Origin of the sequence: Streptomyces sp. Ncost-T10-10d, from assembly GCF_900091955.1 — a bacterium.
Classification (GTDB): Bacteria; Actinomycetota; Actinomycetes; order Streptomycetales; family Streptomycetaceae; genus Streptomyces.
On the sequence record NZ_FMDF01000182.1, the window covers coordinates 101,143 to 116,027 of the forward strand.

The window sequence follows — 14,885 nt, forward strand, 5'->3', positions numbered from 1 at the left end:
CGACTGCCTACACCGGCCCCGCGATCACCGCGACCGGCTTGGCCAGCGGCGTACCCGAACCGTCGCGCCGCGGGTCGGGCTCCGGCAGTTCGGTCGGCGCGCCGTTCTTCTGCGCGGCCCGGGCAGGCGTCGCGCCCGCCCAGCCGAACACCAGAACGTCCTCGCCCTTGAGGAACCTCTGGCAGCGCACCCCGCCGGTGGCCCGGCCCTTGCGCGGATACTGGTCGAACGGGGTGAGCTTGGACGTCAGCACCGAGTCGTCCAGCGTGCCGTGCGAGCCCGCCACTGTGAACACCACGGCGTCCACCGCCGGATCCACCGCCGTGAACGAGATCACCTCGGCATCCGCCGTGAGCTTGATCCCTGCCATGCCTCCCGCGGGCCGGCCCTGCGGCCGCACCTGCGCCGCCGGGTAGCGCAGCAACTGCGCGTCGGACGTGATGAAGACCAGGTCCTCCTCGCCCGTACGCAGTTCGGCCGCGCCGACGATCCGGTCACCGTCCTTGAGAGTGATGACCTCCAACTCGTCCTTGTTGGCCGGGTAGTCCGGCACGACCCGCTTGACGACCCCCTGAAGAGTGCCGATGGCCAGGCCGGGGGAGGCCTCGTCGAGCGTGGTGAGGCAGATGACCTCCTCGTCGCTCTCCAGCGTGAGGAACTCCGAAACCATCGCACCGCCCGAAAGGCTGGGCGCGGCATGGGTGTCCGGCAGCTGGGGCAGATCGATCACCGCGAGCCGCAGCAGCCGCCCCGTGGACGTCACCACGCCCACATCGCCACGGGCCGTCGCCGGTACGGCCGACACGATCACATCGTGCTTGGCACGCTTGGTGTCCTCGGCGAAGACGATCGGATCGTCATGGGCGGTACGGGCCAGCAGGCCGGTCGAGGACAGCAGCACCCGGCACGGGTCGTCCGCGACCTCCAGCGGCACCGAGGCGACCTGCGAACCGGCCGACTCCAGCAGTACCGTACGCCGGTCGGTGCCGAACTTCTTGGCGACCGCGGCCAGTTCGGAGGAGACGAGCTTGCGCAGCTCGGCGTCCGATTCGAGGATGGCGGTCAGCGCGTCGATCTCGGTGTTGAGCCGGTCCCGCTCGCTCTCCAGCTCGATCCGGTCGAACCGCGTCAGCCGGCGCAGCGGGGTGTCCAGAATGTACTGCGTCTGGACCTCGCTCAACGAGAAGTGCTCGATGAGCCGCTCCTTCGCCTGCGCCGAGTTGTCGCTGGACCGGATGAGCCGGATGACCTCGTCGATGTCGATCAGCGCGACGAGCAGGCCCTCGACCAGATGCAGCCGGTCGCGACGCTTGCCCCGGCGGAACTCGCTGCGTCGGCGCACCACGTCGAAGCGGTGGTCGAGATAGACCTCGAGGAGCTCCTTGAGGCCCAGCGTGAGCGGCTGTCCGTCGACCAGCGCCACATTGTTGATACCGAAGGAATCCTCCATCGGAGTCAGCTTGTAGAGCTGCTCCAGCACAGCCTCCGGCACGAAGCCGTTCTTCACCTCGATGACCAGGCGCAGACCGTGCTCGCGGTCGGTCAGGTCCTTCACGTCCGCGATGCCCTGGAGCTTCTTCGCCGAGACCAGATCCTTGATCTTGGCGATCACCTTCTCCGGGCCGACGGCGAAGGGAAGTTCGGTGACGACCAGACCCTTGCGGCGCGCCGTCACATTCTCGACGGCGACGGTCGCACGGATCTTGAACGTGCCGCGTCCGCCGGCGTACGCGTCCTTGATGCCACTCAGGCCCACGATCCGGCCACCCGTCGGCAGATCGGGACCGGGGACGAACCGCATCAGGGTCTCCAGGTCCGCACCCGGATGCTTGATCAGATGGCGGGCGGCGGCGATGACCTCGCCCAGGTTGTGCGGCGGCATATTGGTCGCCATGCCGACTGCGATCCCCGACGACCCGTTGACCAGGAGGTTCGGATACGCGGCCGGGAGAACGGTCGGCTCCTGCTCCTGACCGTCGTAATTCGACTGGAAAGCGACGGTGTCCTCGTCGATCGACTCCGTCATCAGTGACGTCGCGTCGGCCATCCGGCACTCGGTGTAGCGCATGGCGGCCGGCGGGTCGTCGTTTCCGAGCGAGCCGAAGTTGCCGTGGCCGTCGACCAGGGGGAGCCGCATGGAGAACGGCTGCGCCAGACGGACCAGCGCGTCGTAGATCGACGCATCGCCGTGCGGGTGCAACTTGCCCATGACCTCGCCGACGACACGGGCGCACTTCACATAGCCGCGGTCGGGGCGCAGGCCCATCTCGTTCATCTGGTACACGATGCGGCGGTGCACCGGCTTCATACCGTCACGGGCGTCCGGCAGGGCCCGTGAGTAGATCACCGAGTACGCGTACTCAAGGAAGGAGCCCTGCATTTCGTCGACGACGTCGATATCGAGGATCTTCTCCTCGAAGTCGTCCGGCGGCGGGGTCTTCGTGCTGCGGCGGGCCATCGCTGCTGCGACTCCTTCACGGATTCTGTTCGGGCAACCTCAGGTTCTGACGCGGACCATTGTGGACCGCCGCACTGACATCGCCGACCTCGACCCGTCCCAAGAGCCGTTCCCGACCCCTGTCGAGGTGGCTTCACGACCCGTCCCGCGGGGGATGCGCCCCTCTTTCACGCGAACTTCCGCGGTATGGGAACTTCGCCAGGTGTCTGTGCGCTTGCTTACAGTGGCAGGTCTCGCAGGAAATCCAGTATCGCGATCGAAGGGACGTACATGCCCATGGGTCACACGGCCACAGCCCAGGCCGGCTCCGGCGGCTTGACAGCGACCGAGCACCGTCTGGCCAACGGCCTGCGCGTGGTGCTCTCCGAGGACCATCTGACCCCGGTTGCCGCGGTCTGCCTCTGGTACGACGTCGGATCGCGCCACGAGGTCGAGGGACGCACCGGTCTGGCTCACCTCTTCGAGCACCTGATGTTCCAGGGCTCCGGCCAGGTCAAGGGGAACGGACACTTCGAGCTGGTGCAGGGAGCCGGAGGTTCGCTCAACGGGACCACCAGCTTCGAGCGCACCAACTACTTCGAGACCATGCCCACGCACCAGCTGGAGCTGGCTCTCTGGCTCGAGGCCGACCGGATGGGCTCGCTGCTCGCCGCGCTCGACGAGGAGTCCATGGAGAACCAGCGCGACGTCGTCAAGAACGAGCGCCGCCAGCGCTACGACAACGTCCCCTACGGCACGGCGTTCGAGAAGCTGACGGCACTGGCCTACCCCGAGGGTCACCCGTACCACCACACGCCGATCGGTTCGATGGCGGACCTGGACGCCGCGACCCTCGAGGACGCCCGCACCTTCTTCCGCACGTACTACGCGCCCAACAACGCGGTGCTCTCGGTCGTCGGCGACATCGACCCCGAGCAGACCCTCGCCTGGATCGAGAAGTACTTCGGCTCCATCCCGTCCCACGACGGCAAGCGGCCGCCGCGTGACGGTACGCTCCCCGAGACCATCGGCGAGCAGCTGCGCGAAGAGGTGCATGAAGAGGTTCCGGCACGGGCGCTGATGGCTGCCTACCGGCTGCCGCACGACGGCACCCGTGAGTGTGATGCGGCAGACCTCGCGCTGACCGTGCTCGGCGGCGGCGAGTCGTCGCGGCTGCACAACCGTCTGGTCCGCCGTGACCGCACCGCCGTGGCGGCCGGGTTCGGGCTGCTGCGACTGGCCGGTGCGCCCTCGCTCGGCTGGCTGGACGTCAAGACGTCCGGCGGCGTCGAGGTGCCGCAGATCGAGGCCGCGGTCGACGAGGAGCTTGCCCGCTTCGCCGCCGAGGGCCCCACGCCCGAGGAAATGGAACGTGCGCAGGCCCAGTTGGAGCGCGAGTGGCTGGACCGGCTCGGTACGGTCGCGGGCCGTGCCGACGAACTCTGCCGGTTCACCGTGCTGTTCGGAGACCCGCAGCTCGCCCTGACCGCCGTACAGCGGGTGCTCGATGTCACCGCGGCAGAGGTCCAGGCGGTCGCCAAGGCCCAGCTGCGCCCCGACAACCGGGCGGTGCTGGTCTACGAGCCGGTCGAATCGGCCGAGCCCGCGGACTCGGCGGACACCGAGACCGGCGACAACGACACCGACGCGCACGAAGGAGCGGACAAGTGACTGACGCTGCCGCGACTGGAGTTTCGATGCAGTACCACCCGCAGCCGGCCCCCGGCCTCGCCCGCCCCTGGGCCTTCCCCGCGCCGGAGCGCGGTGCCCTGCCCAACGGTCTCACGGTGCTGCGCTGCCACCGCCCCGGCCAGCAGGTCGTGGCGGTCGAGATCTTCCTCGACGCCCCGCTGGACGCCGAGCCCGAGGGCCTCGACGGCGTGGCCACGATCATGTCGCGGGCGCTGTCCGAGGGCACCGACAAGCACACCGCCGAAGAGTTCGCCGCCGAGCTGGAGCGCTGCGGCGCCACCCTCGACGCGCACGCCGACCACCCTGGCATCCGGGTCTCCCTGGAGGTCCCGGCCTCCCGCCTGGCCAAGGCGCTCGCGCTGGTCGCCGAGGCGCTGCGGGCGCCCGCCTTCGCCGACAGCGAGATCGAACGGCTGGTACGCAACCGGCTCGACGAGATCCCGCACGAGCAGGCCAACCCGGCCCGGCGCGCCGCCAAGCAGCTCTCCAAGGAGCTCTTCCCGGCAGCGGCGCGGATGTCGCGCCCGCGCCAGGGCACCGAGGAGACGGTGGAGCGGATCGACTCGGCCGCCGTGCGTGCCTTCTTCGACGCCCACGTCCGGCCGTCCACGGCAACCGCCGTGGTCGTCGGTGACCTCACCGGCATCGACCTGGACGCCCTGCTCGCCGACACCCTCGGCGACTGGTCGGGAGACACCGCGGAGCCTCGTCCCGCCCCGCCGATCACCGCCGACGACACCGGCCGAGTCGTGATCGTCGACCGTCCGGGCGCGGTGCAGACGCAGCTGCTGATCGGCCGGATCGGCGCCGATCGGCACGACAGCGTGTGGCCGGCCCAGGTGCTGGGCACGTACTGCCTGGGCGGCACGCTCACCTCCCGGCTGGACCGTGTGCTGCGCGAGGAGAAGGGCTACACCTACGGGGTACGGGCATTTGCCCAGGTGCTGCGGTCGTCGGCCCCGGATTCCGCCTCGGGGGCGAGTGGTGCGGCGATGCTCGCCATCAGCGGATCGGTGGACACGGAGTCCACGGGACCGGCGCTGGAGGACCTGTGGACGGTCCTGCGGACCCTGGCGGCCGAGGGGCTGACCGATGAAGAGCGTGAGACGGCCGTGCAGAACCTCGTGGGTGTCGCACCGCTGAAGTTCGAGACGGCGGCCTCGGTCGCGGGCACACTCGCCGACCAGGTCGAGCAGCACCTCCCGGACGACTACCAGGCACAGTTGTACGCCCTGCTCGCGGAGACCGGCACGGTCGAGGCGACCGCTGCGGTGGTCAACGCCTTCCCGGGTGACCGGCTGGTCACGATCCTCGTCGGTGACGCGTCACAGATCGAGGAGCCGGTCCGGTCCCTGGGCATCGGAGAGGTGTCGGTGGTCGCCGGCTGACGGGCGTACCGGTCGAGGACATCGGACGGCCGGCCGGGCCGAGGCGGGCGACCCCCGCCCGGCCGGCCCGTTGCGTGTGACAGCCCGCCGGTCGACTTTCACGTTCGACCGAGCACCGAAGGCAACGGCCGGTACCCCCGCCATATGTCTGCATATCGGGACAGAAGGAAGACCCCTGTGAGCGAAGTCTCGCCGGAGTCTTCCTATTTGTTCGTTTCGCTAGGGAGGTTGCCTGTCTGCCCTGTGGGATGCGCTACAAAACAGCCTGTCCGTTTGGTGAATGCACGTGACCCCGCTTAGCGTCGGCTGGGCTGTCCGTCACTCGTATGCCGCATCCGTGACATACCGGGCAGCCATCGCCGAGTCCCCGTCAGGCGCGAGCCTGGGGAGCCGGGGACCCATGCAGTCCCTGGGGTGAATCGGATGCCTGAGCCCGGATGAGGCCGGGGCGTCCGTAGGAGACCTTCCTGCTCCGAACCCGTCAGCTAACCCGGTAGGCGAGAAGGAAGGAAAGGATCAGCCACTTCATGGCGTTCACCCGTGCCACCGGGAAGCATCGTGCCCCGAGCCGACTGACGCGCAGCAGCGCGAAGATCGCCGGCGTCGCGGCTCTGGCCACCACCGGCGTCATCGGCGGCATGGCCTCTCCGGCCCTCGCCGCGGACTCCTCCATCAGTGAGACCGGTCTGAACCAGGTCATCGCCATCCAGGGTGCCCTCGCCGAGCAGATCGACGCCCAGGCCGACGCGCAGAAGCGCCAGGCCGATGTCGCGGCGAAGGCGAAGGCCGAGGCCCAGCGGAAGGCCGAGGCCGAGAAGAAGGCCGAAGCCGAGAAGAAGGCCGAGGCGAAGGCCAAGGCCGAGGCGAAGCGCGCGGCCGAGGTGCGCGCCGAGAAGGCCCGAGCCGCCCGGTCCGCCGAGCGCACACGCCTGGGTTCCTTCCAGCTCCCGGTCGCCGGTTCGTACGTCACCACCGGCTACAAGTCCAGTGGCTCGCTCTGGTCCTCCGGCAGCCACTCGGGCATCGACTTCCACGCCGCGTCCGGCAGCTCCGTCGTCGCCGTCGGCGCCGGTACGGTCGTCGAGGCCGGCTGGGGAGGCGCGTACGGCAACAACATCGTGCTCCGGATGACGGACGGCACGTACACGCAGTACGGCCACCTCTCCTCGATCGGCGTCTCCGTCGGCCAGAGCGTCGGCGCCGGCCAGCAGATCGGCCTCTCCGGCTCGACCGGCAACTCCACCGGTCCGCATCTCCACTTCGAGGCCCGGACCACGCCGTTGTACGGCTCCGACATGGACCCCGTCGCGTACCTGCGCGCGCACGGCGTCAACGTCTGACCGACGCTCCACCCGCAGCACCCCTTCGAAGGCCCCGGCAGCGCGCCGGGGCCTTCGCCGTGCCCGGCCTCCGCGCCACCCGCAGCGCCTGCTCCCCCAACCGTCCTGTGGCCAAAAGATATTCATGAATTTCCACCCGGCATCGGAAATGCGGCCGCATTGCAATAGAGTCGCGGAACAGGCGTCGGTCGGCCGCGTTTCGCGGGGATTAAGGCGGAGGTTCGGACATGCGCATTCCGGCGCATTCGGTATGCACGGCAATCCGTGACGACATCGTCTCCGGTGTCTTCGAACGCGGAAGCCGGCTCACCGAGGAGTTGCTGGCGCGCCGCTACGGGGTCTCCCGTGTCCCGGTACGGGAAGCGCTGCGCACCCTGGAGTCCGAGGGCTTCGTGGTCACCCGCCGGCACGCGGGCGCCTGTGTCGCCGAGCCCACCGAGGAGGAGGCCGCCGACCTCCTGGAGGTCCGGATGCTGCTGGAGCCGCTCGGTGCCGCGCGCGCCGCGCAGCGCCGCACCGAGGCGCATCTCAAAGTGTTGCGCGGTCTGGTCAGGCTCGGCCAGGAGCGGGCCCGGCGGGGCGAGGGGGAGGACCTGCGCTCACTGGGCGGCTGGTTCCACGAGACGTTGGCGCAGGCCTCCGGCAGTCCCGGCCTGATCGCGCTGCTCACCCAGCTCCGGCACAAGACCGCCTGGATGTACACGGTCGAGCAGCCGGCCCGCCCGGTGGAATCCTGGGCCGAGCACGGGGCCATCGTGGACGCGGTGGCGCGGCGTGACGCGGAACGGGCCAGGGCGCTGGCCACCCAGCACGTCGAACGGGCCGCGGCCGCGCACCGGCTGCGCCGCGCCGACCGGCCCGGCCGCCGGCCCGACACCTCGCGCGCCGACCGGGTGAGGACTTCGCAACAATCCGTAAACACCACAGGCGTTCGGAATTAATAATTACGCCGTATACAAGGAGTCGTGATTCCTGAGGGCTTTCTTTGGGCTGCCCGATTTTCCTCCGGTCGTCCCGGGTCGGGAATGTGAAAAAGCCGCGGCCTCCAATAAAGGTGCCGCGGCTCTCTCGCAGGAAAAGGTTCAGACGGTCTCCGGGAGCTCGTCGAGCCCTTCGGCAACCAGCTTCGCCAGACGGTCCAGGGCGGCTTCGGAGTCGTCAGCCTCGGAGGCGAGCACGATCTCCTCGCCGCCGTGCGCGCCGAGACCGAGCACCGCGAGCATGGAGGCGGCGTTCACCGGGTTGCCGTCGGCCTTGGAGATCGTCACGGGGACGCCGGAAGCCGTAGCGGCACGGACGAAGATGGAAGCGGGGCGGGCGTGCAGGCCCTCGGCCCAACCGACGTTGACGCGGCGCTCAGCCATGGTTCTGCCCTTCACGAATCAATGGTTGTCTAGACCAGTCTCTCATGTGGTGCGCGGTGCTCCGGCCGACCCGCGGCACGCCCGCAACCCGTGCTGCACCGCCGATCGGCCCCCTCAGACTGCCCCGGCCCCAAGGCCTACGCGACCGCTGACGGAGCCGTAGTCTTTGCGCATGCAGCCCTCGCCGGAGCAGAGTCCGCATCACGCGTACCCCGACCACTGGGAAGCGGACGTCGTCCTCCGCGACGGAGGAACCGCCCGGATCAGGCCCATCACCACGGACGACGCCGAGCGGCTGGTCAGCTTCTACGAGCAGGTCTCCGACGAGTCGAAGTACTACCGCTTCTTCGCCCCGTACCCGCGTCTGTCCGACAGGGACGTGCACCGCTTCACCCATCACGACTACGTCGACCGGGTGGGGCTCGCGGTCACGGTCGGCGGCGAGTTCATCGCGACCGTCCGCTACGACCGGATCGACGAGCGGGGCAGGCCCGCTTCCGCGCCCGCCGACGAGGCCGAGGTCGCCTTCCTCGTCCAGGACGCGCATCAGGGCCGGGGCGTGGCATCGGCGCTTCTCGAACACATCGCGGCCGTCGCCCGTGAGCGCGGCATCCGCCGTTTCGCTGCGGAGGTACTGCCCGCAAACAACAAGATGATCAAGGTGTTCCGGGACGCCGGGTACACCCAGCAGCGCAGCTTCGAGGACGGCTCCGTCCATCTCACCCTGGACCTCGAGCCGACCGCAGAGTCGCTCGCCGTGCAGCGTGGCCGTGAGCAGCGGGCCGAGGCGCGCTCCGTGCAACGGCTGCTCGCTCCCGGATCCGTCGCCGTCATCGGCGCGGGCCGCACTCCCGGCGGGGTCGGCCGCACGGTCCTGCGCAACCTTCTCGGGGCCGGCTTCACCGGCCGTACGTACGCAGTGAACCGCGCCTTCGCCGCCGACCAGGGCACGATCGACGGTGTCCCCGCCCACCGTTCCGTCGGTGAGATCGACGAACAGGTGGACCTCGCGGTCGTCGCCGTCCCGGCGGACCGGGTTCCGGAGGCCGTCGCCGACTGTGGTGAGCACGGCGTCCAGGGCCTGGTCGTCCTCTCCGCCGGATACGCCGAATGGGGCGCCGAAGGCAGGGAACGGCAGCGTGAACTGGTCCGACAGGCACGCTCGTACGGGATGCGGATCATCGGCCCGAACGCCTTCGGTGTGATCAACAACTCCGAAGCCGTCCGGTTGAACGCCTCCCTGGCCCCCGAGCCGCCCGCCCCCGGACGCATCGGCCTCTTCACCCAGTCCGGAGCGATCGGCATCGCGCTGCTCTCCGGGCTCTACCGGCGCGGCGCAGGTCTGTCCACCTTCATCTCCGCCGGCAACCGCGCCGACATCTCGGGCAACGACTTCCTGCAGTACTGGTACGAGGACCCGGACACCGATGTCGCCCTGCTGTACCTCGAATCGCTCGGCAACCCCCGCAAGTTCACCCGTCTTGCGCGACGCACCGCGGCCGTGAAGCCGGTGGTCGTGGTGAAGGGCGCCCGGCACAGCGGCTCCACCCCGCCCGGCCATGCGGTACCGGTCAGCCGGATCCCGGACGCGACGGTCTCCGCGCTCATGCGGCAGGCGGGCGTGATCCGCGTCGACACCGTGACGGAGATGGTCGATGCGGGTCTCCTCCTCGCCGATCAGCCCCTCCCGGCGGGCCCGCGGGTCGCGATCCTCGGCAACTCCGAATCGCTCGGCCTGCTCACGTACGACGCCTGCCTGGCCGAGGGGCTGCGCCCGCGCCCGCCCCGCGACCTCACCACCGCCGCCACCCCGCAGGACTTCCGGGATGCCCTGGCCGCGGCCCTCGCCGACGAGGGCTGCGACTCGGTGGTCGTGACGGCGATCCCGTGGGTGGGCGAGAACGGCGAGGCGGAATCGGGTGACGGCGAGGTGCTGGCGACCGCGCTGCACGCGGCCGCCGCGGCCGGTCCCGCCAAGCCGGTGGCCGTCGTCCATGTGGAGATCGGCGGCCTGGCGGAGGCCCTCGCCGCGGCCACCAGCACGGTCGCACCGCCGCGTCGTTCGACACAGCCCTCCGCAGCCGCGACACCCCCGCGCGCCGGAGCCGTCACCACGACCGGCCCCGCCTCTGCGCATACCCCCTCAGCACCCGGAACCGGCGGCGGCACAGCCACCGCCGCCGACGATGCGGGCGCTGATGGCGGCCCTGGCATACGGACCGGCCGGATTCCCGCCTACCCCGCCGCCGAACGGGCCGTGCGTGCCCTGGCCGAAGCGGTGAGGTACGCGCAGTGGCGACGGCAGGCCGCGGTGCCCGGCAAGGTGCCCGAGTTCCTCGACGACACCATCGACGAGCCGGGCGCCGCCGACCTGATCGACACCCTCCTCGGCCCCGACCCCGACCCACGGGGCAGACCGCTCGCCCCCGACGAGGGGCGCGAACTCCTGAGCCGCTACGGCATCACCGTACGGCCGACACTTCCGGCCCCCGACCCGGAAGCCGCTGTCGCCGCGGCGGCACAGCTCGGCTATCCCGTGGCGCTCAAGACCACCGCACCCCATCTGCGCCACCGTGCCGATCTGGGCGGTGTCCGGCTGGACCTCGCGAACGAGGGCGCGTTGCGCCGGGCGTACGGCGAACTGACCGACCTGCTCGGCAAGCCCGCCGAGCTCCAGCCCGTCGTCCAGGCCATGGCGCCGCGCGGCGTCGACACCGTCGTGCGGGCCACGATCGACCCGGCTGCGGGTGCCGTCCTCTCCTTCGGGCTCGCAGGCGCGCCCTCCGAACTTCTCGGCGACACCGCCCACCGCCTGGTTCCGGCCACCGACCGCGACGTCGCCGAGCTGATCCGCTCCATCCGGGCGGCGCCGGTGCTGTTCGGCTGGCGTGGTGCGGCGCCCGTGGACACCGCGGCGCTGGAAGAGCTGCTGCTGCGGGTGTCCCGGCTGGTCGACGACCATCCCGAGGTGGTGTCCATCGCCCTGGAACCGGTCGTGGTCGCCACCCAGGAGCTGACCGTCCTCGGTGCGAGCGTCCGGCTCGCGCCGCCCCCGGCCCGCACCGACCTCGGCCCCCGCCGCCTCCCCAACTACTGACCGGCGGCGCACCGTTTCGTCCCCGATCGCCGGACGGCCGCGAAACCGGGTCCCTTCACCGCTGGGCCCCGGTCGCCCTGCCGCACAACGTCCCCGGCAGTCATCCGTCCCCCGTAGGATGGTCCTCATGGCAAAGACCGGTACGACGACCCAGGGGCTGCGCGCGGCGATCGAGCGCAGCGGCTACTACCCGGCCCTCGTGGCCGAGGCGGTGGAGGCCGCCGTGGGCGGTGAGCCGGTCGCTTCGTACCTGGTGCACCAGGAGACCACCTTCGACTCGAACGAGGTGCGCCGCCACGTCACGGTCCTGGTCCTGACGGACAACCGTTTCATCGTCAGCCACACCGACGAGCAGAACGCGGACACCAGCTCCCCGACGCCGTACGCCACGACCTCCACTGAGTCGGTCAAGCTCGACCGGATCTCGTCGGTCGTGGTCAGCCGTGTCGTGGCCAACCCCGAGAAGTACGTACCGGGCACGCTGCCCCGTGAGGTCGTCCTCACCATCGGATGGGGCGCGGTCTCCCGCATCGACCTGGAGCCGGCCGCCTGCGGCGACCCCAACTGCGAGGCCGACCACGGCTACACCGGCAGCTCCACCGCCGACGATCTGAGCCTGCGGGTCAGCGAGGCCGGTGACGGCCCGGACACCGTGCGCCAGACCCTCGCCTTCGCCCAGGCGCTCTCCGAGGCCACGGCCGCGACCGCGGCGACCGGTCGCTGATGGCCCAGCCGGCCTGGCAGGACCCCGTTCTGCTCCCCGTCGACACCGCCCCCGTCCCGGAGTACGGCAGCGGCTCGCTCTCCGATCTGCTGCCCACGCTCGCCGCCGGACAGGGCGTACCCGGCTTCACCGCCGCGATCCCCGAACTCACCCCTGCCGACCGGAACTGCGTGTTCCTGATAGACGGTCTCGGCTGGGAGCAGATCAAGGCCCACCCGGACGAGGCACCGTTTCTGCACTCACTGCTGCCCACTTCGCGCGGCGGCACCGGCCGTCCGATCACGGCGGGCTTCCCGGCCACCACCGCGACCTCGCTGGCCTCGGTCGGTACCGGACTTCCGCCGGGGGAGCACGGCCTCCCCGGCTACACCGCGCGCAATCCGGAGACCGGCGAGCTGATGAACCAGCTCCGCTGGCAGCCCTGGACCTCGCCGAAAGCCTGGCAGCCGTACCCCACCGTCTTCAAGCTCGCCGACGCCGCCGGTGTGCGCACCGCCCAGGTCTCCGCCCCCGCATTCGAGCAGACTCCGCTCACCAAGATTGCGCTCAGCGGGGGTTCGTTCCTCGGCCGGCTGTCCGGCGAGGAGCGGATGGACGTCGCCGCCGAACGGCTTGCCGCAGGTGACCGGTCGCTCGTCTACACGTACTACAGCGAGGTCGACGGCAAGGGCCACCGCTTCGGCGTCGACTCCGACGCCTGGCGCGGACAGCTGATGTACGTGGACGGGCTGGCCCGGCGGCTGGCCGAACAGCTCCCGCCCCGCTCGGCCCTGTACATCACCGCCGACCACGGCATGATCGACATCCCCTTCGACGAGCAGTCCCGGATCGACTTCGACGAGGACTGGGAGCTGCGCGCGGGCGTCGCCCTGCTCGGCGGGGAGGGCCGAGCCCGTCATGTGTACGCCGTCCCGGGGGCCGAGAGCGATGTGCTGACCGTCTGGCGGGAAGTGCTCGGCGAGCAGTTCTGGGTGGCGAGCCGCGACGAGGCGATCGCGGCCGGCTGGTTCGGCCCGAAGATCGACGAACGTGTCCACGGCAGGATCGGCGACGTCGTCGCGGCGGCCCGCGACGACGTGGTGATCACCGCTTCGGTCAATGAGCCGCACGAGTCCGCGATGGTCGGCATGCATGGTTCCATGACCCCCGTCGAGCAACTCGTCCCGCTGCTCGAAGTACGCTCGTAGGCGCGTTTTCCCTCTCCAGGGTTCCCCCACCACCCCTTCCCCTGCCCTGCTTCGCCCCGCCCGAAAGGTGCTCAGCCCCTCATGCCCGAGCTTGTGTTCTTCTCCGGAACGATGGACTGCGGAAAGAGCACGCTGGCGCTGCAGATCGGCCACAACCGTTCGGCGCGCGGCCTGCAAGGCGTGATCTTCACCCGTGACGACCGGGCGGGGGAGGGCAAGCTCTCCTCACGTCTGGGGCTGGTCACCGAGGCCGTCGAGGCCGATGAGGGCATGGATCTGTACGCCCACCTGGTCGACCTCATCAGCCGGGGCGGCCGGGCGGACTACGTGATCGTGGACGAGGCGCAATTCCTGGCTCCCGTCCAGATCGACCAGCTCGCCCGTATCGTCGACGACCTCGGCATGGACGTCTTCGCGTTCGGCATCACCACCGACTTCCGGACCAAGCTGTTCCCCGGGTCCCAGCGGCTGATCGAACTGGCCGACCGGGTCGAGACGCTCCAGGTCGAGGCGCTCTGCTGGTGCGGTGCCCGGGCCACGCACAACGCCCGGACGGTCGGCGGCGAGATGGTCGTCGAAGGTGCCCAGGTGGTCGTGGGGGACGTCAACCAGCAGGCGGGCGAGGTCGGTTACGAGGTGCTGTGCCGGCGTCATCACCAGCGCAGGACGACCAGCGCGAGCGCCCGCGCGGCCGCTCTCTCGCCGGACGTGCTGCCCGTCACCTCTGCCTGAACCATCCCCCCGGGCGTCCGACGAGGATGCTTAGGATGACGATGTGAACACGGTGAGCGGAAAAGAGGCCGAGTCCGAATCGGGCCCGTCGGGCAGGGCGCAGCCGAGGCAGCTGATCGTGACGGTCTACGGGCTGTACGCGCGCGACACCGAAGGCTGGATGTCCGTGGCCTCGCTCATCCAGCTGCTTGCCGACCTCGGCGTCGAGGGGCCGACCGTCCGGTCCTCGGTCTCCCGGCTGAAGCGCGCCGGACTGCTCGAAGCCGAATCGGTCTCCGGAGCCGCCGGATACCGGATCTCACCTGAGACCGAGCGGATTCTGCGCGACGGCGATCCGCGGATCTTCGCGGCGCGGCGGGCCACTGTGGACGAGGGCTGGGTGCTGGTCGTCTTCTCGGTGCCCGAGTCGGAACGCGCCAAGCGGCACACCCTGCGCACCCAGCTCACCCGGCTCGGCTTCGGTTCCGTGTCCGCCGGGGTGTGGATCGCCCCGGGACATGCGCACGACGAGGCGGAGGACATGCTGGCCCGGCACGGGCTGCGCTCGTACGCCGACCTCTTCCGGGCCGACTATCTGTCGGTGGGCGGGGGCACGGACGGGAGCGGGGACCTTGCGGCGAAGGTGCGCTCCTGGTGGGACACCGTCCGGCTGCAGCAGCTGTACGTCGAATTCCTCGCGGTGCACCGTCCGGTGGCCGAACGGATCGCGAGCGGAAGTTCCGTGACGGACCGCGAGGCGTTCACGACGTACATCAGGGTCCTCACCGACTGGCGCCGGCTCGTCTACCTCGACCCCGGTGTTGCGCGTGAGCTGCTGCCGGCCGAGTGGAGCGGAACCGAGGCGTCCGAGCTCTTCGACGAATTGCACGCCCGGCTCGCCGGCCCCGCCCATCGGCATGTCGAACGGGTCCGGGCCGGCTGACC

The 14,885-nt window shown here is 70.3% G+C and carries 11 protein-coding genes and 1 riboswitch; of the genes, 9 read left to right on the top strand and 2 right to left on the bottom strand.

Annotation, left to right across the window (positions count from 1 at the left end; translation table 11 throughout):
* Positions 1-7 precede the first annotated feature (7 nt).
* A complete protein-coding gene (locus tag GA0115254_RS32990; protein ID WP_093898938.1) occupies positions 8-2,458 on the bottom strand; it encodes a DNA gyrase/topoisomerase IV subunit A in 2,451 nt (816 codons plus the stop codon).
* A 270-nt stretch (positions 2,459-2,728) separates the two neighbouring features.
* Between GA0115254_RS32990 and GA0115254_RS32995 the strand changes: the two genes are divergently transcribed.
* From GA0115254_RS32995 to GA0115254_RS33010, 4 genes are all read left to right on the top strand, one after another.
* Positions 2,729-4,108: a M16 family metallopeptidase gene (locus GA0115254_RS32995; protein WP_176740390.1), complete on the top strand. Its 1,380-nt coding sequence runs from the start codon at positions 2,729-2,731 to the stop codon at positions 4,106-4,108.
* Between the two features lie 26 nt (positions 4,109-4,134).
* Positions 4,135-5,517: a M16 family metallopeptidase gene (locus GA0115254_RS33000; RefSeq protein WP_093898940.1), complete on the top strand. Its 1,383-nt coding sequence runs from the start codon at positions 4,135-4,137 to the stop codon at positions 5,515-5,517.
* 347 nt (positions 5,518-5,864) lie between these two features.
* A riboswitch (cyclic di-AMP (ydaO/yuaA leader) is annotated at positions 5,865-6,031 on the top strand.
* 13 nt (positions 6,032-6,044) lie between these two features.
* Entirely contained in the window at positions 6,045-6,857 is an 813-nt protein-coding gene (locus GA0115254_RS33005; RefSeq protein WP_093898941.1) for a M23 family metallopeptidase, read from the top strand.
* Positions 6,858-7,084: 227 nt separating this feature from the next.
* A complete protein-coding gene (locus tag GA0115254_RS33010; protein WP_093898942.1) occupies positions 7,085-7,798 on the top strand; it encodes a GntR family transcriptional regulator in 714 nt (237 codons plus the stop codon).
* A gap of 141 nt (positions 7,799-7,939) precedes the next feature.
* On the opposite strand, the gene GA0115254_RS33015 is transcribed toward GA0115254_RS33010, so the two are convergent.
* Positions 7,940-8,221 carry an HPr family phosphocarrier protein gene (locus tag GA0115254_RS33015; protein WP_093898943.1) on the bottom strand — a complete coding sequence of 94 codons (282 nt, stop codon included), beginning with the start codon at positions 8,219-8,221 and terminating at the stop codon, positions 7,940-7,942.
* A 172-nt stretch (positions 8,222-8,393) separates the two neighbouring features.
* Between GA0115254_RS33015 and GA0115254_RS33020 the strand changes: the two genes are divergently transcribed.
* The 5 genes from GA0115254_RS33020 (at position 8,394) to GA0115254_RS33040 (ending at position 14,883) form a co-directional block, all read left to right on the top strand.
* Positions 8,394-11,318 (top strand): bifunctional acetate--CoA ligase family protein/GNAT family N-acetyltransferase, encoded by a 2,925-nt coding sequence (locus tag GA0115254_RS33020; protein WP_093898944.1) that lies wholly within the window; start codon positions 8,394-8,396, stop codon positions 11,316-11,318.
* 127 nt (positions 11,319-11,445) lie between these two features.
* Positions 11,446-12,042 carry a DUF5998 family protein gene (locus GA0115254_RS33025; protein WP_093898945.1) on the top strand — a complete coding sequence of 199 codons (597 nt, stop codon included), beginning with the start codon at positions 11,446-11,448 and terminating at the stop codon, positions 12,040-12,042.
* Positions 12,042-13,229: an alkaline phosphatase family protein gene (locus GA0115254_RS33030; protein WP_093898946.1), complete on the top strand. Its 1,188-nt coding sequence runs from the start codon at positions 12,042-12,044 to the stop codon at positions 13,227-13,229. Before GA0115254_RS33025 ends, GA0115254_RS33030 begins: the two co-directional genes overlap by 1 nt.
* An 81-nt stretch (positions 13,230-13,310) precedes the next feature.
* Positions 13,311-13,961 (top strand): thymidine kinase, encoded by a 651-nt coding sequence (locus GA0115254_RS33035; RefSeq protein WP_093898947.1) that lies wholly within the window; start codon positions 13,311-13,313, stop codon positions 13,959-13,961.
* A gap of 43 nt (positions 13,962-14,004) precedes the next feature.
* A complete protein-coding gene (locus tag GA0115254_RS33040; protein ID WP_256102896.1) occupies positions 14,005-14,883 on the top strand; it encodes a PaaX family transcriptional regulator in 879 nt (292 codons plus the stop codon).
* Positions 14,884-14,885 lie beyond the last annotated feature (2 nt).